Raw genomic sequence first — 23,147 nt, 5'->3', positions numbered from 1 at the left:
TAACTTTTATAATGAACCAAGTAAAAATCCAACATATCATCAATTTTATTAGGAAATATTACGGGACAAAAGATTTTATTCCGCTACATGCTCCAGTTTTTAATGGAAATGAAAAAGCTTATTTAAACGAATGTATTAACTCTACTTTTGTTTCGAGCGTTGGTAAATTTGTGGATGAGTTTGAAATAAAACTAGCAAAATATGTTGGTGTGAAAAAAGCGGTAGTTTGTGTGAATGGGACCAATGCAATTCATTTATGTTTGAAGTTAGTTGGTGTTGAATCAAACGATGAGGTCATTACTCAGCCTTTAACTTTTATCGCCACAACAAACGCCATTACCTATGCCAATGCCATTCCTGTTTTTGTAGATGTGGATATAGATACTATGGGTTTATCACCAAAGTCGATGCTCAATTTTTTAGGGCAAAATGCTGAAGTGAAAAAAATGACCTGTTACAACAAAAACACCGGAAGACGTATTAAAGCTTGCTTACCAATGCATACCTTTGGTCATGCTTGTAGAATAGATGAAATTAGGCAGATTTGTAAAGAATACCATATCGAATTGGTGGAAGATGCAGCTGAAGCTATGGGAAGCAAGTATAAAGGTCAACATTTAGGGAGTTTTGGAAAATTAGGCGCAATTAGCTTTAATGGTAACAAAATTATGACTACCGGTGGTGGAGGTGTAATTGTTACTGATGATGAAGAACTAGCACAGCAAGCCAAGCATTTGAGTACACAAGCCAAAACGCCACATTCATGGGAATACCATCATGATGAAATTGGGTATAATTTCAGAATGCCCAACTTAAATGCAGCATTGGGTTTAGCTCAACTGGAACAACTCGACCAATTCCTTGAGAAAAAGAGAAATTTAGCTCAAGCATATAAAACCTTTTTTGAAAAACAAGGCATCAAAACTTTTGAGGAAAGAACCGATGAAATGTCTAACTATTGGTTAAATGCAGTTATTTTAGAATCTTTGGGAGAGAGAAATTTATTTTTAAAAGAAATGAATGACGCTGGTGTCATGACCAGACCCATTTGGCAATTGATGACCAAATTAGCTATGTTTCAGGATTGCCCAAAAGCCAATCTTGAAAATGCAGAGTATTTAGAAGATCGAGTTGTAAATATACCAAGTAGTGTTAAGTAATATGGAAAAGATTTTTATTATTGGAGCATCAGGGTTTGCAAAAGAAGTTTATAGTCTTATTGTAACTGAAAGGAAGTATGAAGTAAAGGGTTTTATTGACTATAATTCTGAGTTTAACTATTTGAAAATAAATAATGAAAATGTTCCCATTTTTGATGAGACAGAATTTTTATTAAGCAATAAAAAGGATATTAATATTGCAATAGGTATTGGTGATCCAAATAAAATTAAAAAAATTCACCAAAAATTTTCTGGATTTAATTTTCCGAATATTATAAGTGATAAAGCTAATATTGGTATAGATGTTTCTTTAGGTTATGGAAATATTATTACTCAAAATGTTGTGTTCACAGCAAATATAAAAATAGGAAATCTTAATATCTTCAACTTAAATAGTACGGTCGGTCACGATTCTAACATAGGAAATTTTAATGTTATAAATCCTTCTGCGAATATATCTGGAGAAGTAAAAATAGGTTCCAATAATTTATTTGGAGTAGGAAGTATAATCCTTCAAAAATTGCAAATTGGTTCAAACAATATTATAGGAGGTTCATGCCTAGTAACTAAAAATATTGACTCAGAAAGTTTGGTTATAGGAGTACCTGGCAAGATTAAATAATGATAATATGAAATCGACTCTAGTTACTTTTTTTTATCCAAATGTAAAGTCTTTTATTTTTGGTTTAGTGGCATCGATAAATGAACAGTCGTTACTTCCTAATGAACTAATAGTGTTTAATGACAATATGGAAGGCGTTGAAGAAGAATTAGAAGAGTTAAAAATTAACTTTAAAATTATTCAAGTAAAAGGAACTCCATTCGAAAATAGGCTGGAAGCTTTTGAGTTCTTAAAAACTTTAAATACGGATTACATTATTTTTCAAGATGCTGATGATTTAATGGGTCCAAAAAGAATAGAGGTTGTTGTAGGTAAGTTGAAAAAACATGACCTTGTTGTTAATGATTTATCATTGATGACTTATAATGGAGATTTATATAGAGAAAATATTTGGAGTGATAGACTTAAAAATAATTTTAAAATAAATGATCAATTTATCAATGATAAAAATATTATTGGACTAGGAAATACATCAATAAAAAAAAATGTGTTGATTGATTTAAATATAGTAACTGCTAATAGAGAAATTTACGCAGCAGATTGGTTTATTTTTTATCAACTTTTGAAGGACCATACAATCAACGCAATATTTACATCGGAGACATCCACTTACTACAGACAACATCAAAATAATATCTCAACTTTACACAAAACAAGTAATGAAGCATTAGAAAGATTAATTAAAGTCAGAAAGGCTCACTACGAAGGTTTGGAGTCTGCTGGTTATGATATGAAACTAGAAAGTCTTAATTTAAAGAATATAAAGCTTAATTCAATTACAAACACATTAGAATCAAGACATGATTCTTTTTGGTGGGAAACATAATTAAAATTTTAATAGATGAACAAAATAACTCTAGGTAGTAAAGAAGTGGCTAATTATCAAACACCATATGTAATAGCCGAAATTGGAGCCAACCACAACGGCGATATGGAACTTGCAAAAAAAATGATTTTAAGTGCAAAAGAAGCTGGGGCAGACTGTGTAAAGTTTCAATCATGGACTCCAACATCATTAGTTTCAAAAGAAGAATATGAGCGAAATCAAACCTACAACGATTCCAAAAAAAAGCATTTTGGATCCTTAAAGGAAATGGTAGAAAAATATGCACTCACAGAAGCGCAACATCGTGAGTTAAAAGATTTTTGTGATAGTCATAATATTGCTTTCGCCTCTTCGCCTTTTTCTAAAGAAGAAGCAGATTTATTAAATCGTTTGAATGTTGATTTCTTTAAGATAGCGTCTATGGATATCAATTATATTGATTTTATTAAACACGTCGCATCTTTTAAGAAACCTATTATATTATCTACAGGTATGGCAACCTTAGCTGAAATTGAAAAAGCTATAGAAGCCTGCCGTAGTGTTGGGAATGAACAGATTATATTACTTCATTGTATATCGATTTATCCACCTGAGTATAAGGATATTCATCTAAATAATATTTCTATGCTTCAACAGGCTTTTAATCTGCCTGTTGGATTTTCAGATCACACAATTGGGACATCAATTCCTTTAGCATCCGTAGCTTTAGGTTCTTGTTTAATAGAAAAACATTTTACATTAGACAAAGACTTACCAGGATGGGATCATGAGATTTCAGCAAATCCTGAAGAGTTAAAAATTATATGTACAGAGTCTAAAAACATAGTCAGTTCATTAGGAAGCTTCACGAGAAGTGTTTCTGAAGCAGAAGAAAATAAAAAAGAAAGATTCAGACGAAGCATAGTTATAAAAAGTAACCTTCCAAAAGGTCATGTTTTGACTAGAGAAGATTTGACTGCAAAGCGGCCGGGAACGCAGATACCTCCCAATGAAATACAATATGTTGTCGGAAGAATTCTTAAGACCAACATGGAAGAAGATAGCTTATTGAAATGGGAAAATTTAATATAACCTTTTTATAATGGAGCTTAATCAAATACAAATTCATCAGAATCAAAGCATATTAGATGCTCTCAAAAAACTAAATGAGGTTAGGGACGTAAGTAGGCTTATTTTGTTTGTAGTTGATGATGGTGATAAGGTTATAGGGTCACTTACAGATGGAGATATAAGGCGATCACTTGCTTCAAATGAAGATATAAATAAAACTGTTGGTTCGATTTGTAACAGAAACTTTGAGTTTATTTACAATAAAGATGGTTATGTCGAATTGAAAAAGTATAAAAAGAAAAATATTTTAATACTGCCTGTTTTAGATGAGCAATTCAAAATGGTTAAAATTGTTGATTTAGAGAAGAAAAAGTCAATATTACCAGTAGAGTGCATGATTATGGCTGGAGGACGAGGTAAACGTCTAAGCCCCTTAACAGATAGTATTCCTAAACCCATGTTACCTTTAGGAGGCAAACCTATTATAGAACATAATATTGATCGTTTAATCAGTTATGGTGTGAAAAAAATTTATATATCTGTAAAATATTTAGGAGAGCAAATCCAAGATTATTTTGGAGATGGAAGTAGTAAAGGAATAGCGATTGAATATGTCTGGGAAGATAAACCTTTAGGTACAGCAGGAGCATTGTCTCTAGTTGATAGTTTCGATTCTGAATATATTTTATTAATGAATAGCGACTTGTTTACAGACGTAGACTTTGAAGATTTATATCTCGATTTGGTAAATGAAAAAGCAGATATGGTTATAGCCTCAACAGAATATAAAGTAGATGTGCCATTTGCAGTATTTGAAACCGAAAAAAGACAGATAAAAAGTTTTAAAGAAAAACCATCTTACGTGTATCATTCCAATGCTGGAGTTTATATGTTCAAAACAGAGCTAATAAGGAAAATTCCTAAAAATCAATTCTATGATATTACAGATTTAATGGAAAAAAATGTATTAGAAGCTAAAAAACTTATTTATAACCCTATTTTAGGTTATTGGATTGATATAGGAAGTCCTTCAGACTATAAAAGAGCTCAGGAATTTATAAAACATATAAATTGATGATTTCATCTAATTTAATAAAAATTTAATATGGCAAAATCAGTTGCGTGTATAGTAGCAAGAACTGTTTCTACAAGGCTTCCACTTAAAGTTTTAAGAGATTTGTTGCCAAATATTACAATGATTGATTTTTTAATCGAAAGACTAAAGACTATTAATTCGATTGATTCTATTTATATCTGCACATCATCTGAACCTGTGGATGATATTTTTGAGGATATTTCACTTAGAAATAATATAAAAATTTATAGGGGTTCTGCAAATCAGGTTACAGAGAGATTATTAGCAGTGGGTGAAATAGAAAAAGCAGATAATATAATAAGAATCACAGGCGATAACCCATTCACTTCCATTGAATATATAGGACAGCAAATTGAATTTTTGAATGAGAAGAATCTAGATTATGTAAGACTTATTAACACACCAATAGGGTCGACTGCGGAAGTTATTAGATACAAAGCTTTAAAAAAGTGTCATGAACAAATGGATCCCAATGTAAGTGAATATCTGATGTTGTATTTGTTTGAACCAAGAAATTTTAATTGTGGTATTATCGAAATTACAAATGAAGATAATTCGAAATATTCGTTGACTGTTGATACAAAAGCTGATTTAGAAAGGACAAGATTAACTTTAAGTCACTTGAAACAAATTGATTTCAGAGAAATTCAACTTTCAGATATTTTAAAGATATATAAGAATGACAACATTAAGTTGCCAGTTAAATCTTTTGAAGCTCAAGAAATGGTCAAAATGCCGTATGACAAGTTAATTAGCTTTGAAGAGTTTACTAAAGATATGAATAGAAGGAAAAATGAATCTTTAAAAATGAGTCTAAATGAATAATTTTTATCTTTATACTGAAACAGCTTTTCACCATCAAGGTGATATTAATTTTTTAAAAAAATTAATACTTAATTCTAAAAACGCAGGTTCTAGTGGGGTTAAATTTCAGGTTTTAACTAATATTGATGATTTTGTTAGTACATATCACAAAGCTTATGATGAGTTATCAGATTATTGCTTAAGTATAGAGCAATGGGATGAAATATTCAGTTATACAAAAAGTTTGAACTTAGATATTATATTGATGCCTCTTAATATCCAAGCCTTGGATTTATTAAAAAAACATTCGGTAAAATATATAGATATTCATTCAGTTTCTTTTAACGACACATCACTTCTTAAAGCTATAAAAAAATCAGATGTTGAGATAATATTAGGTGTAGGAGGGCGAACCTTGGATGAGATTATCCTTCAAAAAAATAATTTTGGTAATAAACTAAAAATTTTAATGGTGGGCTTTCAATCCTTTCCATCGAAACTTGAAAAAATAAAAATAGCTAAAATTGAACAACTCAAATCTATCTTTCCTGATCTTGAGATTGGATATACTGATCATTCTGCTTTTGATGATAATTATGCAATATTAAGCAATGATTACGCTCGGTTACTTGGAGCTACAGTTTTTGAAAAGCATATAACTATTGATGAAGGAGAGAAAAGAGTTGATGCAGCTTCAGCTGTTAATGCTTCTAAAATATCAGAGATAATTGAACGTCTTAAATTCATTGAAGAATACATTATAAATAAAAAGAATTCATTTATAATGGAGGAAGAGGAAATTGCTTACAGAAACAGACAGTTAGTGTGCGTTGCAAAAAAAGATTTTAATGAAGGCGAATTTTTAACTGAAGAAAATATTTTTCTTAAAATGGTACATAATCCTGAAGATTGCTTTACAGAACCAAACCATATTCAGGGTAAAAAATTAAAGAGAACTATTAAAAAGGATGAACCTTTTACTGCAAAGCATTTCTAGTTTTCAATCTTAGTTATTAATGTAAACTGAGATTAAAAATTAAACGCGTAATTTAAGAATCTAAGTTAAGGAAAATGATAAAAGATAAATTAGTCAACATTGATAAATACAAAATTAATGATGCTTTTGAAAGATTTAAAAAGATAATGAGTGAAAGTAAAAATTTAGATGAAATTGAAGCACCATTTAAGGCTATTCCATTAGAATATGAAACTAAAAGTTTTGATGTAAGTAAATTTGAAAATCATCAAAAATATATTGATATCCATTATATTATAAGTGGCAGTGAACAAATTGGCTTAGCAAGGTTTGACGATATTAAGCCAAATATGGAATACAATGAACAAAACGACTACCAATTATTTGATGGCGCTTTAAATGAAACTATTGAATTAAAAGAAGGTGAGTTTTTAATTTTATTTGAACACGAACCACATGTAGCAGGTGGAAAAGTTAATGAATTTAGCAGCAGTGTTGTTAAGAAAATAGTATATAAAATACCTGTAAATTGAAGAAGATTTTAATAATGTCTGATTCCTTAGCATTAGCAAGACCTATACCCGAAGTATGTGAATATAAAGAAACTTGGCCTAGCCTACTTAGAGCAAAAGGTTACTTTAATATTCATCAAGTTTCTATAGGTGGTGCAACTTCAAAAGAAATTTTAAAACAAGTACATTATCACAAAATGTTTTATCCTGATATAGTCATACTACAAGTAGGAATTGTTGATTGTGTACCAAGATTTATGTCAAGATTAGAATTAGACATTTCCTACAGTTTAGGAAATTTAGGAAAAAAAATAAGGGCATTCTGTAATAAAAAATCGATTAGGAAATACAGAAAAATTTCATATGTAAATGAAAATGAATTTAAATCTAACTTGATTAAGTTTAAATCTCATTTTGAAAATAGCAAGATTATTGTTCTAGGTATAATTCCTGCAGCAGATGAATATGAGAAATTAGTCCCAGGAGTTAAAGATAAAATTGAAAACTATAATCACATTATTTTTAATACTTTTAAAAATGTTATTAAAACAGATAATGTAGTTTTACAAAACGGTTTAATGTCTGATCAGCATCACCTGAATGCAAAAGGTCACAATATATTATTCAACCAAATTATAAAAGTAATTGATTAATATTTTATGTAAATTATATCGAATACTCTATCAATATAGCTGATGCTCCTATATTTTTTAAATTATGAATTTTTAAATATTATCATGGAAAAAAATAATATCATATTAAGTGTTCAAAATATTTCGAAACAATATCGTCTTGGCTTAGTTGGTACGGGTACTTTAGGTCACGATTTAAATAGATGGTGGGCTAGTATTAGAGGTAAAGAAAACCCTTATTTGCAAATAGGTGCAGAAAATGATAGAAGTAAAAAAGCCGAAACCGATTATGTCTGGGCATTACGGGAAATTAATTTTGATGTTTTAGATGGCGATGTATTAGGTATAATTGGCAAAAATGGTGCAGGAAAATCTACTTTACTAAAGATTTTATCACGCGTAACTTCACCTACCACTGGTATCATAAAAACAAAAGGACGTATAGCTTCATTATTAGAAGTAGGAACAGGCTTTCACCCTGAGTTAACAGGAAGAGAAAACATTTATTTAAATGGAGCAATTTTAGGTATGACTAAAGCTGAAATTAAAATTAAAGAAGAAGAGATTATTGATTTTTCTGGCTGTGCCATGTATATTGATACACCGGTAAAACGCTATTCTTCAGGAATGCGCGTGCGTTTGGCTTTTGCCGTAGCTGCACATTTAGAACCCGATATTTTAATAGTGGATGAAGTTCTAGCAGTGGGCGATGTTGACTTTCAAAAAAAAGCCATAGGGAAAATGAAAGACATTTCTTCTAATAATGGTAGAACAGTCTTGTTTGTAAGCCACAATATGACAGCTGTTAAAAACCTATGTACAAAAGGCATTGTATTAGAAAATGGAAAGACAGTTTTTAGTGGAGGTAGTAATGAAGCTGTAAATTATTATTTAGAAAGTGCTAATAAAAAAGCACAACTTAGTTTAGAAGACCGAAAAGATCGGAAAGGTAATTTTAAATTAAAAATTACAGCTATTTATGTAACTAACGCCGATCAGCAAAAAGTAAACGAATTACATACAGGAGAAGAGTATGATATATGTTTTAATTTTATTAGTAAAGAATCAATAGACCCTAAACAATTAAATTTCTTAATACAATTAAAAAATAACGAAGATATAATAGTAACTACCATAGCAACCGATGAGATGGGTATTAAGTTTAATAAAGTTGGCAAAAAAGGTGTTTTTAAAATCCATATACCAAAATTACAATTAAGAGAGGGAGAATATAAATTAACATTTATGGTAAGTGAAAAACTATCGCATAATACTCCCCATAAGGTTATAGACCATATTGTTGATGCAATAGAATTGAAAGTATTAACAGGAGATTATTGGGGTGCAGGTATTTATAATAGACCTAATGGTTTTATACAAGAAGCTTCAATAAGTATACTGAATAATTAAAATTGAGAAACCGTACAGATATAAAAGATTTTATAGTTTATATTGAAAGTAATTTCAAAATAAATCAATGGAGAGTAGATGATATACATATCTGGCCTATTCTTAGAATTAAACTTTATTTTTATTTAATAAGACAATTAGAAATAAAACCTATTCCCAAAAAGACCACTAAAACTGTATATAAAAAACCTGATAAAAAAGTATTTACTAAAGTTGTAGTTAATAAATTTAAATCTAAAATTAAGTTAGTTTTAAAATTATTTAAACTTTTTAACTGGTATTTAAAACTACCGCAAAAAGATTATCTTTTCATTGCAGGCGATGTGCATAGAGTTGATTACAAGTCAAGTCGATTTAATCGTTTTTTTGATGTATTGATAGATAAAAATAAAATTAGAGAAAAAAGCTTATATTTTGAATATGGAAACAAAATTGTGTTTAATCAATATTTGGCAAATCAAGTACGTTTTCATGAACCCTATTACAATCATTTTATAACTTTTGATAAATTTAAAAAACATATTCATACATTCCAATGGGAAGGTTATTCTAAATTTGAAGAACTTTTAAATAAAATCCCTATTACTTCAAATTTTGCTAAATATTACAATAAAAATAAGTTTCAAGAATGGTTGATAAATAGTTATATGCCAAAAGTGCGTTATTCTGAAATGTTATTAAAAAAGATTAAACCAAAACAAATACATTTTTTATGTTACTATTCAGATTTTAATTTCGCTTTGCTTGCTTCTGCAAACCGTTTAAATATTAAAACTGTAGAAATGCAGCATGGTCCACAAACAGATTTACATTTAGCATATGGTAATTGGTCAAATTTACCAATAAAAGGTTATGATATATTACCAAGCGAATTTTGGTGTTGGGATCAAGAATCAGGAAATATTATCAAAAAATGGGCGTCGAATAACAATAAAAATGAAGTTAAAATAGTTGGTCACCCTTGGATCAATTATTGGAAAGAAAAGCAAACTTCAACAAACGATAAAAAGTATATTTTATATAGTTTGCAGCCAAGCCCAGTTAGAATTGAACAATTGTTTACTACTGCTATTATTAATTTAATTAAATCATCAGAAGAAGAATGGTTGGTTAGATTGCACCCTAGGCAAATGTCAGAAAAAAAAAATATTATAAAATTACTTAAAGATAAAGGTATTTACAATAAGTCCAATCTTGAATACGCAACTAAAGAAGCCTTGCCAATTCTTTTGAATAAATCAAAGTTAAACCTAACACATTTTTCAGGGACTTCTATTGAAGCATCATTGTTTGGTGTAAAGACTATATTGTTTAATGAAATAGGCCTAAACTCTTTTCCTGTATTAATAAAACAGGACAAAGCTGTATATATCGATTTTAAAGATAAAGATTTCAAGAAAAAAATTAATTTAGTGCTTGAACAAATAAATACTAGTTGTGTCTATACTTGGGGGAAAGCAATAAGTTATGATCAAAATTTATTTCCTAAATGATAAATAAGCTAAAAAATAGTTTAGTAAATAGACTAATTACTTACATAGAACAGAAAAACACGATATCTAAATCTGCTCATATCGGTAAGCATACTAAAGTTATAGGTAGTAAGATAGGCGCAGGAGTGATTATTGGGGATTATTCTAATATTTATGATTCGAATTTATTAGGTAGTATAAGCCTTGGTGACAAAAATTTAGTTAAAAATGTAAGTTTTAGTGGTGTAATTTTAACTGGAGAAAACTGCAGACTATCTAAGTGTGATATAATTGGAAATGTTAAGTTAGGTAGGTTCTCATCTCTATGGGGTCCGAATTTAAATATTAGAGTAAAAAAAAATAAACTTGAAATTGGTAGTTTTTGTTCAATAGCACGCAATGTGTCTTTTCAAAGTTATAACCATAATTTCAAGAAAATAACATCGTATTATATTGGTCAGAATTTATTTAAGGAAAGTTGGGATGATGAGATTATATCTAAAGGTGATATTAATATTCAAAACGATGTTTGGATAGGTTCAGATTGTATTATTTTAGGAGGTGTAGAAATTGGAAATGGTGCTATTATTGCTTCTAATAGTGTAGTTACAAAAAACGTAGAACCGTATAGCATTGTTGGAGGAACACCTTCCAAAATTATTGGTTATCGGTTCGATGAAAAAACAAGAAATTATTTATTAAATCTTAAATGGTGGGAATGGAGCGTTGAGGAAATTGTCTCTAACAAAAAATTATTTCAAGAAGAATTTAAGCTCAATAAAGTCTAATGAATGTCTAATTTATTATCCATCATCATCCCCACTTACAATCGTGTAGATTTAATTAGCGAAACACTGGATTCTATTGTGGAACAAACCTACCAAAACTGGGAATGTATTGTTATAGATGATGGTTCAAGCGACAATACGGAAGAGTTGCTTGCTGAGTATGTAAAAAAAGATAATCGCTTTATTTATGTAAAAAGAAATGAGAATTATAAACCTGGCGGGAATGGTGCGCGAAACTATGGTTTAGATTTAGCACAAGGCAATTATATTGTATTTTTTGATAGTGATGATTTGATGACGGAAGATCACCTCCAGGTTAAATACGATTTAATTACATCTGGTGCGTATGATTTTGGGATTACTAGAACAAAATATTTCAACTATACCAATAAGTTTATTGATAGGTATTATAACTTTACAACCAAAGATATTACAAGAGACAATTATGTTCTACAAAAATTAAACTGGTTAACATTAGACGTGATTATAAAATCATCTGTTGCAAAATCTATTCGTTTTAACGAAAACATAAAAATAGGGCAGGAGTACAATTATTTCTCAAAATTGGTTTGCTTGACTGCTAAAGGTGTTTTTTTAGATAAAACAGTCAGTTTAAGACGCTACCATGAAAATTCTAAAAGAACAACTTTAGCTAATGGAGTTAATTATGCAAAAAACCAATCTGTTACTAATTGGCATATTTTTATGGATACCAAAGATTTCTTAAATCTAGAAAATCAAAAGTTTTTACTTAACAAAACTTATTACACTATCTTGAGTAATAAAAGTATTCCTAAAGGTATAGATAAAATAAGATTTTGGAGTTGTATATTTAGTTATTTTAGATTTAATGCATTTACTAGACTGTTCTATTTTTTTATCAATAAATTTACAAATCGTATGTATTTTCTGAAAAGAATGGCATTGAAATACTAGTCAATACTTGATGATGTCTTAAAATCAAATTAGTGTAAATTTTTCATGGAAAGTCTTAGTTCTCTATAACTTTTACTTTCCTACCGTTTAACAAGGGAAAACATTACAACTGCAAACCACCAACTTCAATGAAACAACAATTTACAATTACGTAATTGCCTGCCCAAGCTGTCGATTTATCGATAGCCATGGGAACTAATCCCGAGAGCAACGCGATTCGGGACAAATACAGAAAACAGACAACCGAAAACCGAAAACCGACAACTGAAAACAGCGCAGCGCCACAACAGTGAGTTTATGAACGCCATAACTTTTACAACAAGAATAGCGGTTCACCAATCACAAGTCACAGTTCACAGAAGACAGATTCAATTAGATAGCAATTTATAATTGCGTAATCGCCTGCCCTGTCTATCTATCTATTTAGATAGCTTAGGGAATTAATCCCGAGAGCAATGCGATTCGGGACAAAAACTGACAACAGCCAACCGAAAACTGACAACCAAAAACCGACAACTAAACACGTCGTAACATTATGCCCACAAACCAATCAATACATATGCGAGAACAACCTCTTGTTTCCATCATCATCCCAACCTACAACCGTGCCCATTTAATAGGCGAAACGCTCGACTCGGTATTAGCACAAACCTACCCAAACTGGGAATGCATCATTGTAGATGATGGCTCTAAGGACAATACCGATGAAGTGGTAGGTGAATACGTTAGAAAGGATGCTCGTTTTAAGTATTATCACCGACCAGACGAACATTTACCAGGCGGAAACGGTGCCCGTAATTATGGGTTCAAGATGAGTCAAGGCGAATATGTGAATTGGTTGGATAGTGATGATTTATTTTCTGAAAATAAAATTGAGGAGCAATTAAAATTAATAATAGGTAAATCTTATGCTGTCAGCACTTGTAAATGGGGTAGATTTGAACAAAAAGATAATTTTGAGTTGAAGGAATTAGATATTTTTAAAGGTTATAGACCAGCACATTTACTTATCAAGGATTTTGGAATTAAAGGTAACTACTTCCTACCGTTTTGTTACATGATAACTAGAGATGTAATATTAAAATCAGGATTATGGAATGAGTATTTGAAAATCAATCAAGACGGTGAGTTTTTCTGTAGAGTAATACTCAATTCAAATCAGATTTTTTTTTCAAAAATATCCCACGGTCTTTATAGGTTCGAATCTAATCAGAATACCAGTAATTTTAGTGACAAAGTAAAAGCGAAACATTCAATATTCAGTTGGAGAATAATAGAAAGCTATTTAAATTTATTGGATCAAGATTTCGACAATTACATTAAAAATGCAAAGTTTTTCTTGTACATGAAATTAACAAGAACCTACCCCGAGTTGATTACAGAAAACAAAACCTTTTTTAAAGAGCAAATAAAATATCATTCCTTTCCCAATAAATTATACAGAAAAATTAAAAAAAAGCTAAAAAATAAATGAGTAATAAATCAATTTTAATCATTTTACCCAAACTGACCGGTTATGGTGGTTTACAGCTCGAAAATATAGGTTTTATCAATGCTTTAGTCGAAAACAGCGATTTAAAGGTTAAAGTGTTATCGATAGAAATTGATAGAGAATCTAAAGCTTTAATAAACAGTAACGCAGAGTTTGTCAAATTAAAAAATTCTATAGTATTTAAATGTTTATCGGTTTGGTTTTTTAAGGTATTAATAAAATCTAAAATTAATTTTAAAAAAACGATTAGAACCTATCTAAGTCGTTACCCTCAATTGCTTAATCCATATCTATTAAAATTCACAAAAGTTGATGATCTTATTTTTTGTTCGTTACATCCTCAAAAAATGGTAAGTCATATTCAACAATTTTGTAATGAAAATGAGCGACAATTTATTTTTCATCAAATAGCTGAGCCTCATCAAAAATATAGCTCATTTTACCAATCATTGACAAAAAAAGATATTCTGCTAATTTCAAGCGATAGTAAATTTAATAAAATCAATGAACTAAATGCTAAACCAAGATTCAAGAGAATTAAACAATGGATTTATACGCATGAAAATGAGTTTTTAAATTCGAAATTAAAGTTAAATAAACATGTTACTTTTGGGCTAATATCAAGACTTGATAAAGAAAAAAACATACAATTGTTACTACAAGCCACAAAGCTCATTAAAAATGATAATTTTAAGGTGTTAATTTATGGCGATGGAAATGAAGCTGAAAGTCTAAAATCATATGTTTCTAAGCTTCAACTTTATAATAAAATTAATTTTATGGACAGTATTAATTATAATAATAGGTATAAAGCTTATCAGGATATTGATGTTTTTGTATGTTCATCTTGGTCAGAAGGTGGTCCTATTACTGTATTAGAAGCTATGGCTTCAGGGCTACCTGTAATTTCCACAAATGTAGGTGATGTGCCTAATCGGGTTATAAATGACCATAATGGGTTTGTTTTAAATGATAATGACGACCATATTGAATTATCTAATTATATGCTGGAGTATATCAAAAATCCCAAATTGATTGAAAACCATGGCAAAAATGGAAGAAAACGATATTTAAATGAATATCATTCTAGTATTGCTAAAAAAATGTTTATTAATTGCTTTAGGCTAAACTAAATTCAATTGAAAAAAATCTCTAAAAAAGTCTTAATACTTGCAGAAAACCTTGAAGTGAATCGAACTTCATCAGGTTTGCGAAGCAATAAACAAATTCTACTTTATGAAAGATATTTTAAAGATGTAGAAGTTTTAACTACAACTCCTCAGGATCAATTTAAACAACTGGTTAATGTAAAATATAATTATATAGACACTACAAATATCAATTTAGGTTTTTTAAATAAAATACCAAAAATTAAGGCTATACCTGCTTACTTATATGGTTTCAATTTGAAAAATCTAAAAACAATAAAACTTTGGCAAGAAAACATTGTTAATATATTAAATAAACATAATAAAGATTTAATTGTTGTTTTGGCGACGGGTATAAGTCATTTACCATCGATGGCTATGATAAAAGTAGAAAGAAAATTATATGGTAAATATTTACAGTTTATTCATGATCCTTATCCAGTAAGCTGTTATCCTACGCCTTACAAAATAAAAAAAAATAGAATTGAACAAATTTTATTCAAAAAGTTTAGGTGCGTTGTTAATAAAGCAGATATTTTATCATATCCATCTTTAGAGTTACAAAAATGGATGCAAAACCATTATGGGAGTCAGCTTGAAAATAAATCCATAATACAACATCATATTGGATTAAATAAAAATGAATTGGAGTCTATTTTAACAGATTATAATTCCAAAAACACAATCAAGTTAAATCAAGGTCTAAACGTTACGCACACTGGAACATTAATCGGGCATCGTGAACCAAGAATTCTATTTAAAGTGTTTAATGAATTCCTAAAAAATAATCCAGAAGCGAAAGATGTGATGTATATAAATGTAATTGGTAAAGTAACTAATTTTTGGTCAAGTCTTAAGGCAACATCACAAAACATAAAAATATTTGAGAAAAGAATTTCATATTCAGAAAGTTTAGATATTCAGAAACAGTCTGATGTATTATTTACTATTGAACCAGTTACAGATGTTTCACCTATTATGCATGGTAAAATGGCAGATTATTTTACGTATGAAAAGCCAATTCTAGCTCTAACAAGTAAGAAATCAGAAAATGCCAGATTATTGGGTTACGATTATGCATTATGTATAGAAAATGGAAATGAAAAAGAATTATATAAAGCTCTTGAATTAATTTATTGTAAGTATATTAATAATACAATTTTTGAACTTAATGTTTCTCATGACAAAAGAAAAGTTGTTTTTCCGGAAAATTGGATTGAGGCTTTATTAAATAAATTGAATTAAATGAGAAAAATCTGCGTCGTCATTACAGCACGCCCTTCCTATTCCAGAATAAAAACCGCTTTAAAAGCTATCCAAGAGCATCCTAATTTGGAGTTACAATTGGTGGTAGCGGCTTCAGCTTTATTAGAACGCTACGGAACGGCAGTCAATTATATTAAAGCGGATGGTTTTCATATCGTTGCTAAGGTATTTAATGTGTTGGAAGGTGAAAATTTAACCGCAGCAGCTAAAACAACGGGTATCGGTATTTTAGAACTTTCGAGTGTGTTTGAGAATCTTCAACCCGATATTGTGGTAACCGTCGCCGATCGTTTTGAAACCATGGCAACGGCCATTGCCGCTTCGTACATGAACATTCCTTTAGCCCACATTCAAGGCGGAGAGGTCACAGGCAATATCGATGAAAAAGTAAGACACAGCATTACCAAACTAGCCGATTACCATTTGGTCGCTTCACAAGATGCAGAACAACGCGTCTTAAAATTAGGAGAAGAACCTACTTCGGTTTTTAATACAGGCTGCCCATCCATAGATTTAGCCAAAGAAGTTCAGGGACTCAACCAACTGAATTTTAACCCCTATGAAAAATATGGTGGCGTGGGCGCGCAACCTGATTTAAGCAACTGCTATTGGGTGGTCATGCAACATCCCGTTACTAACGAATATCAAAACTCGCGAAAGCATGTAGAAACTACTTTAGAAGCCATTCGCCAACAAACCGAGGTTCCTGTTTTATGGTTTTGGCCCAATGTAGATGCAGGCTCCGATGGCACATCTACCGGTATTCGAGCTTACAGAGAAAAATACGATTTAAGTCATGTTCATTTCTTTAAAAATATGCAAGGGAATGATTTTTTAAATCTATTAGACCAATCTATTGGCTTAATCGGCAACTCTTCGGTGGGCATACGCGAGTGCGCTTATCTTGGTGTCCCGGTTATTAATATCGGAAGTCGACAAAATCGCCGCCAACGCGGTAAAAATGTTATGGATGTCAATTATAGTACTCAAGAAATCACCCAAGCCATGAACCAAATTCAAACCAACCCAAGACCCACACCAGCCACTATTTACGGAGAAGGCGATGCAGGAGAAAAGATAGCTGCCGTTTTAGCAAAGGTTGAATTGAAGTTTCATAAGACGATAGTGTATTAGTTTTTGGTTGTTCGTTGATAGTTCATAGTATAAAGTACACGACAAAAATTGAAACACGTCAAATCAGTTCTGCCCCAACCCTAGAGGAAGCCTTATTTTCCTTGATTTCTCCCTTTAGGGTTGGGGAAAAAATCAATGAATTTTAGAGTATTTATTTTTTTTCGCGTACTAATTTCATAGTCAATAAAATAAAAATAAAAACGAACAACGAACAACGAACAACGAAAAACAAACAACCAGCAACAAGCAACCAGCAACGAACAACCAGCAACGAACAACCAGCAACGAACAACCAGCAACGAACAACCAGCAACGAACAACCAAAAAATGGATTATAAAAAACTAGATGCTTGGAAACACGGTTTTGAATTAGTGAGTTTGATTTATGATGAAACGAAATCGTATCCTAGTGAAGAAATATATGGATTAGTTTCTCAAATGAGGAGATCAGCTGTTTCAATTGTTTCAAATATTGCAGAAGGATCTTCTAGAAATTCTTTTAAAGACTATTATCGGTTTATTGAAATAGCTTATGGTTCAACTGTTGAATTAGAAACACAAGTCCTTATATCAATTCGCTTAGGATATTTGAAAAGTGATAGTATATTAGAAGAGATAACACAGCTTAAAAAACTTTTAAACGGTCTAAAGCGTTATTTGAAAACAAAATTTTAGACTCAACCAACAACCATGAACTAGCAACCAGCAACCAACAACGACCAACAATGAACCAGCAACCAAGAACTAAAATCCTCGCAATAATTCCCGCCCGTGGTGGAAGCAAAGGAGTTCCTAGAAAAAACATCAAGGAACTTGGCGGAAAACCTTTATTAGCTTATACAGCAGAAGCTGCACTAGCATCAAATTTAATTAGCAAAATAATTTTGTCTACTGAAGACGAAGAAATTATGAAGGTTGGTAAGTCATGTGGATTAGATGTCCCTTTTCAACGACCAAGTGAATTAGCACAAAATCAATCAGGGAGTTTAGGAGTTGTACAAAACGCTATTCAGTTTTTTGAAAATCAAGGAGAATATTTTGATGCAGTTATTTTGTTGCAAGTAACATCGCCTTTTAGATTGAAGGGTTTCATTGACCAAGCTATTCAAAAGTTTATACAATCAGATGTAGATGCTTTAGTAAGCGTTTTACCAGTGCCACATGAATACAATCCACATTGGGTATTCGAAACTGATGAGAATGATAATTTAAAAATATCCACAGGCGAAAAGCAAATTATAAAACGCAGACAAGATCTACCTAAAGCTTATTTTAGAGATGGAAGCATTTACATCACTAAAACAGAAGTAATCAAAAAAGGAAGCTTTTTTGGTAAAAAACTGAGTTATATCGAATCAAACCCAGATATATATGTTAATATAGATACTATGGATGATTGGAAAAAGGCGGAGGAGATGGTTCTCGACTTCGCTCGAACTTGAAACAATTCGGTATCTTGTTTAGCTTCGAGCGTAGTCGAGAAGTAGCAACGAGCCCTTCATCAAATGTTCAGGACAAGCTCCGTTTAGTTTATCTTCGAGCGAAGTCGAGAAGAAAAACTGTTCTCGACTCCACTCGAACTTGAAACATTTACAATCATTTAGTTTCTAGCTAGTTTATAATAAGTAAAGTTAGATTATGCTCTCTAACACAAAACAACACAAAATTTAAATAGAACATTTTTGTTTAGTTTCGAGCGAAGTCGAGAAGTAGTTTATACAGAGCAAAGACGAAGTAGAGTCTGTTTAGGTTCGAGCGTAGTCGAGAACACACACTCACACACTATCAAAATGAAAACCTACTATGTTTACATCATTCAATGTTCCGACACTACTTATTACACAGGAATGACCAATAATATCAATAGGCGTTGGCAAGAGCATTGTTATAGTGAAGAAAATCCAGATTCATATACTTACAAAAGGAAACCTTTAAAATTAGTTTTCTGTGAAATTTTTAATGATGTTAATCAAGCTTATGCTTTTGAGCGTAAACTTAAAAAGTGGAGCAAAGCCAAAAAAGAAGCTTTAATTAATCAAAATTGGGATAAACTGAAAGAGCTAGCTGTTTGTAAGAATGAGACACACTTTAGTAATAAAAAATAGGTTCTCGACTTCGCTCGAACTTGAAACAATTGGGCATCTTGTTTAGCTTCTAGCGGAGTCGAGAAGTAGCTTCGAGCCAGTTTATAGAGAGAAAAGTCAAATTACACTTTCTAATGTAAAAAAAACAGAAAGTTTAAATAGAACATTTTTGTTTAGCTTCGAGCGGAGTCGAGAAGAAAAACTGTTCTCGACTCCGCTCGAACTTGAAACATTTACAATCATTTAGTTTCTAGCTAGTTTATAATAAGTAAAGTTAGATTATGCTCTCTAATACAAAACAACACAAAATTTAAATAAAACATTTTTGTTTAGCTTCGAGCGGAGTCGAGAAGAAAAACTGTTCTCGACTCCGCTCGAACTTGAAACATTTACAATCATTTAGTTTCTAGCTAGTTTATAATAAGTAAAGTTAGATTATGCTCTCTAATACAAAACAACACAAAATTTAAATAAAACATTTTTGTTTAGCTTCGAGCGGAGTCGAGAAGTAGCTTCGAGCCTTTCGTCTGAGCTCAAGACAAGCTAAGTCGAGAAGACACAAAAAAATTAACAAAACAACAGCATGTGCGGAATATCCGGCATAATAGGCCCTAAAGCCACTAAAACAAACATTAGTTTAATGACTGATGCAATTATTCATCGAGGAAGTGACAACATAAGTCATTTCATTGATGAAAAACTTGCTTTAGGTCACAACAGACTTTCTATCATTGATTTAAATGAAGGAGCAAATCAACCCTTTCATAAAAATGGAAATCCATGGATTTTAGTATTTAATGGAGAAATTTACAATTATCTTGAGATCAAAAGTGAATTAGCTAACAAAGGGCGAACTTTTGTGACACACTCAGATACAGAAGTTCTTTATGAAGCCTTTTTAGTATGGGGAGAAAATTGTTTAGAAAAGTTAAACGGTATGTTTGCTTTTGCATTTTTGAATACAGAAACCAAAGAATTGTTTACAGCTCGTGATCGCTTTGGAGTAAAGCCTTTATATTATTACCATGACGAAGAAAATTTTATTTTTGCGAGTGAAATAAAAGCAATAAGGCAATTAGTAAATACAAAACTTAACGAAAAGGTCTTAGCCAATTACATAGCTTATGGCAGTTATGGTATGCCTAATGAAAGTTTTTATGAAGGTATAAAACAATTACCTGGGGGGCATTTTTTAAATTACAATAAAAATAAGCTACAAATTACACAATGGTATGATTTCGTTTCTAGAACGAATAAAAAAATTCTAGAGCTTCAAAACATAGGTCAAAATGAAGCAAAAGAAGAGTATAAAAAATTGCTTAAAAATAGTATTGATTTACGATTTCGGGCAGATGTCCCCGTTGGTTTTACCTTAAGTGGTGGAGTAGACTCATCTTTATTATTAGCCTTAGTCAATCAACGTGAAGAAGCAAAAAATATCAAAGCATTTACTTTTTATACAGAAGATGAACGTTATGATGAATTACCTTGGGTTAAGCAAATGGTTTTAAAAACACAAACACAACTTGAAAAAGTGCTTTTAAAACCAGAGGAAATAAATAAACGTCATTACCAACTCGCGAAAATCCAAGACGAACCCTATGGAGGCATTCCCACCATCGCGTATGCAAAAGTATTTGAAACTATGGCTAAGCAAGGTATAAAAGTGATTTTAGATGGACAAGGAATGGATGAAGCCTGGGCAGGATATGACTACTACCAAAATAACTCCAATAGTACCATCCAAGGGCAAACCAATACAAGTCCGTTTAAAACGAATGTTTTAGCGACTACTTTTTTAACTAAAGCTGAAAAACCAACATACCCAAAACCCTTTGAAGAGGATGTATTGAACAAACAGTACCGCGACTTGTTTTATACAAAGATACCCAGAGCATTACGCTTTAATGATCGGGTTTCGATGGCATCAACTACCGAATTACGCGAACCTTTTTTAGATTACCGTTTAGTTGAATATGCATTTTCATTACCTACAAAAATGAAAATAAGGAATAATCAAGGCAAATACTTACTCCGGGAAATTTTAAGCGATTATAGTAAAAATCTGGCTTTTGCTCCTAAAAGACCTTTACAAACACCACAACGTGAATGGCTAGCAGAAGACCTAAGTGCTATGGTTGAAAATGCAATAATTAGCATTAAAAAAAGTAATTTAGCAGTTCTATTTGATACGCAACAACTACAAAAAGAATGGAAGAAGTATCAACAAGGAGAACAAGACTCAAGTTTTCATATATGGCAATGGATAAGTGTAAGTAAATTTATTGATTATGAAAAGTGAGATTTACATACTCATGCCTGATGGAGTAGGAATCAGGAATTACATATATTCAAGTAACTTTGATAAGTTTGATGTAGATATTAAAATACTACATAATTTTAATCCAAACACTATTAATGATTTCAGTTTACATGAATCTATAAAACTGGAACAACTAAAAACCTATAAAGAAAGCTTTCAGGAAAAGTTTTACCGTGAACTTATCCATTTAGTGCGATTAAAGTATAATGCCAAAATAAAAACTAACTCAAGCATATTGAGTAATTATATGCCTAAGAAAAATGCGCTAAAACTTAAATTATTTTATGCTATTGTTGAATTCTGCTCGAAGTTTTATATTTCTCAAGGTCAAATTCAAAATTTAGAAATTCAATATCAAAAAGCTATAAGGTCTTCAAAGGTATATCAATATTATTATAATTATTTTAAAGAGCATCAACCCACTAAATTATTTTGTACACATCAACGTGCTGTGATTGCTGCACCAATTTTTGCTGCAGCTAAAGATGCAGGTATAAAAACGCTTACAGCTATCTATTCGTGGGATAATTTACCTAAGGCTAGATTAGCTCTGAGAGCAGATGAATATTTGGTTTGGAGTCCTTATATGAAAGACGAATTAACAACCTACTATCCTGAAATTAAAGATCAACAAATAAAAATACTAGGTACACCACAATTTCAGTTTCATTATGACGACTCTTATTTATGGACAAAAGAAAAGTTGGCTGAATTTTATGATTTAGACTTAAATAAAAAATGGTTGTGCTTTAGTGGAGACGATAAAACTACTTCGCCTTTTGACCCGGAATACTTACAAGATATAGCTGAAGAAATATACAGTTCGGGTCTAGCTACTGAATGGCAAATTTTATTAAGGCCTGTACCTGTAGAAGGCTTTGATAAATATCAAGAGATCATTGATCGATATCCTGAAATTATAAAAAAAACAGGGGCAGATTGGGTGATGTCTTCAAATTGGTCTGATGTTTATCCTAAAGAAACAGATTTAAATATACTATCGAGCTTATGCGAACACGCTAATGCTGTCATTAATGTAGGCTCAACCATGGCTTTAGATTTTGGCATGCATCATAAACCTGCTATCTATTTAAATTATGAAGTTAAACCAAATTCAAATTGGTCGATTAAAAGGGTTTATAAATTTCAACATTTTAGAAGTATGGGAGAGCTTACACCCGTTATTTGGTTGAATGATAAAAAAGACTTACCTGAAATTATCATGAACTTGGGTAAATACCATCAACAAACAAAAGAAGATATGCAAACCTGGTGTGAACGAATTATTCCAAAAGAACTTCGAGTATCATCAAGCCATTTAATTAATCAATACCTTACAAACAACTAAAAATGCACATTGTTTTTTTAACATCAGAATATCCAAAAAAAGGCTTTCCACATGGTGGAGTAGGGACA

Annotated in this window: 22 protein-coding genes; all 22 read left to right on the top strand. The window is 31.1% G+C overall.

All coding sequences use genetic code 11. From position 1 onward, the window contains the following. Positions 1 to 11: 11 nt before the first annotated feature. The 22 genes from IEV63_RS05265 to IEV63_RS05160 all read left to right on the top strand — a co-directional run bounded on the left by IEV63_RS05265 (position 12) and on the right by IEV63_RS05160 (position 23,079). On the top strand, positions 12 to 1,160 hold the full coding sequence (locus IEV63_RS05265) for a LegC family aminotransferase (protein WP_188405741.1): 1,149 nt from the start codon (positions 12 to 14) through the stop codon (positions 1,158 to 1,160). 1 nt (position 1,161) lies between these two features. Next, complete coding sequence (locus IEV63_RS05260) at positions 1,162 to 1,782, top strand: acetyltransferase (RefSeq protein ID WP_188405740.1); 621 nt, start codon at positions 1,162 to 1,164, stop codon at positions 1,780 to 1,782. Between the two features lie 7 nt (positions 1,783 to 1,789). Continuing rightward, on the top strand, positions 1,790 to 2,608 hold the full coding sequence (locus IEV63_RS05255; protein WP_188405739.1) for a glycosyltransferase: 819 nt from the start codon (positions 1,790 to 1,792) through the stop codon (positions 2,606 to 2,608). Positions 2,609 to 2,623: 15 nt separating this feature from the next. Continuing rightward, positions 2,624 to 3,679: an N-acetylneuraminate synthase family protein gene (locus tag IEV63_RS05250; protein WP_188405738.1), complete on the top strand. Its 1,056-nt coding sequence runs from the start codon at positions 2,624 to 2,626 to the stop codon at positions 3,677 to 3,679. Between the two features lie 10 nt (positions 3,680 to 3,689). Then, positions 3,690 to 4,733 (top strand): nucleotidyltransferase family protein, encoded by a 1,044-nt coding sequence (locus IEV63_RS05245; protein WP_188405737.1) that lies wholly within the window; start codon positions 3,690 to 3,692, stop codon positions 4,731 to 4,733. Between the two features lie 30 nt (positions 4,734 to 4,763). Beyond that, on the top strand, positions 4,764 to 5,579 hold the full coding sequence (locus tag IEV63_RS05240; RefSeq protein WP_188405736.1) for a cytidylyltransferase domain-containing protein: 816 nt from the start codon (positions 4,764 to 4,766) through the stop codon (positions 5,577 to 5,579). Continuing rightward, positions 5,572 to 6,555 carry an N-acetylneuraminate synthase family protein gene (locus IEV63_RS05235; RefSeq protein ID WP_188405735.1) on the top strand — a complete coding sequence of 328 codons (984 nt, stop codon included), beginning with the start codon at positions 5,572 to 5,574 and terminating at the stop codon, positions 6,553 to 6,555. The genes IEV63_RS05240 and IEV63_RS05235 overlap by 8 nt, the downstream gene beginning before the upstream one ends. A gap of 74 nt (positions 6,556 to 6,629) precedes the next feature. Next, positions 6,630 to 7,067, top strand: a complete 438-nt coding sequence (locus tag IEV63_RS05230; protein WP_188405734.1) for a NanQ anomerase/TabA/YiaL family protein — start codon at positions 6,630 to 6,632, stop codon at positions 7,065 to 7,067. A gap of 14 nt (positions 7,068 to 7,081) precedes the next feature. After that, entirely contained in the window at positions 7,082 to 7,699 is a 618-nt protein-coding gene (locus IEV63_RS05225; protein ID WP_188405733.1) for an SGNH/GDSL hydrolase family protein, read from the top strand. Positions 7,700 to 7,783: 84 nt separating this feature from the next. Continuing rightward, a complete protein-coding gene (locus IEV63_RS05220) occupies positions 7,784 to 9,088 on the top strand; it encodes an ABC transporter ATP-binding protein (RefSeq protein ID WP_188405732.1) in 1,305 nt (434 codons plus the stop codon). 374 nt (positions 9,089 to 9,462) lie between these two features. Further along, the gene (locus tag IEV63_RS05215; RefSeq protein ID WP_188405731.1) at positions 9,463 to 10,581 is read left to right on the top strand and encodes a hypothetical protein; all 1,119 of its coding nucleotides are present in this window, start codon (positions 9,463 to 9,465) and stop codon (positions 10,579 to 10,581) included. Next, the gene (locus IEV63_RS05210) at positions 10,578 to 11,348 is read left to right on the top strand and encodes a CatB-related O-acetyltransferase (RefSeq protein WP_188405730.1); all 771 of its coding nucleotides are present in this window, start codon (positions 10,578 to 10,580) and stop codon (positions 11,346 to 11,348) included. The genes IEV63_RS05215 and IEV63_RS05210 overlap by 4 nt, the downstream gene beginning before the upstream one ends. A gap of 3 nt (positions 11,349 to 11,351) precedes the next feature. Next, positions 11,352 to 12,284 carry a glycosyltransferase family 2 protein gene (locus tag IEV63_RS05205; RefSeq protein ID WP_188405729.1) on the top strand — a complete coding sequence of 311 codons (933 nt, stop codon included), beginning with the start codon at positions 11,352 to 11,354 and terminating at the stop codon, positions 12,282 to 12,284. 559 nt (positions 12,285 to 12,843) lie between these two features. Continuing rightward, on the top strand, positions 12,844 to 13,758 hold the full coding sequence (locus IEV63_RS05200; RefSeq protein ID WP_188405728.1) for a glycosyltransferase family 2 protein: 915 nt from the start codon (positions 12,844 to 12,846) through the stop codon (positions 13,756 to 13,758). After that, positions 13,755 to 14,909 carry a glycosyltransferase gene (locus IEV63_RS05195; RefSeq protein ID WP_188405727.1) on the top strand — a complete coding sequence of 385 codons (1,155 nt, stop codon included), beginning with the start codon at positions 13,755 to 13,757 and terminating at the stop codon, positions 14,907 to 14,909. Before IEV63_RS05200 ends, IEV63_RS05195 begins: the two co-directional genes overlap by 4 nt. A 6-nt stretch (positions 14,910 to 14,915) precedes the next feature. After that, a complete protein-coding gene (locus IEV63_RS05190) occupies positions 14,916 to 16,169 on the top strand; it encodes a glycosyltransferase family protein (RefSeq protein WP_188405726.1) in 1,254 nt (417 codons plus the stop codon). Next, a complete protein-coding gene (gene neuC / locus IEV63_RS05185) occupies positions 16,170 to 17,324 on the top strand; it encodes a UDP-N-acetylglucosamine 2-epimerase (protein WP_188405725.1) in 1,155 nt (384 codons plus the stop codon). Positions 17,325 to 17,651: 327 nt separating this feature from the next. Next, complete coding sequence (locus IEV63_RS05180) at positions 17,652 to 17,999, top strand: four helix bundle protein (RefSeq protein WP_093370025.1); 348 nt, start codon at positions 17,652 to 17,654, stop codon at positions 17,997 to 17,999. A 50-nt stretch (positions 18,000 to 18,049) separates the two neighbouring features. After that, on the top strand, positions 18,050 to 18,766 hold the full coding sequence (locus tag IEV63_RS05175) for an acylneuraminate cytidylyltransferase family protein (protein ID WP_188405724.1): 717 nt from the start codon (positions 18,050 to 18,052) through the stop codon (positions 18,764 to 18,766). A gap of 348 nt (positions 18,767 to 19,114) precedes the next feature. Further along, complete coding sequence (locus IEV63_RS05170) at positions 19,115 to 19,429, top strand: GIY-YIG nuclease family protein (RefSeq protein ID WP_188405723.1); 315 nt, start codon at positions 19,115 to 19,117, stop codon at positions 19,427 to 19,429. Between the two features lie 562 nt (positions 19,430 to 19,991). Beyond that, positions 19,992 to 21,710: an asparagine synthase (glutamine-hydrolyzing) gene (gene asnB, locus IEV63_RS05165; RefSeq protein ID WP_188405722.1), complete on the top strand. Its 1,719-nt coding sequence runs from the start codon at positions 19,992 to 19,994 to the stop codon at positions 21,708 to 21,710. After that, positions 21,700 to 23,079, top strand: a complete 1,380-nt coding sequence (locus IEV63_RS05160; RefSeq protein WP_188405721.1) for a hypothetical protein — start codon at positions 21,700 to 21,702, stop codon at positions 23,077 to 23,079. Before asnB ends, IEV63_RS05160 begins: the two co-directional genes overlap by 11 nt. The last annotated feature ends 68 nt before the right edge of the window (positions 23,080 to 23,147 follow it).

The sequence above is a fragment of the Psychroflexus salis genome (assembly GCF_014640175.1).
GTDB classification, from domain to species: domain Bacteria; phylum Bacteroidota; class Bacteroidia; order Flavobacteriales; family Flavobacteriaceae; genus Psychroflexus; species Psychroflexus salis.
This window is presented reverse-complemented; position numbering and strand designations above follow the sequence as displayed.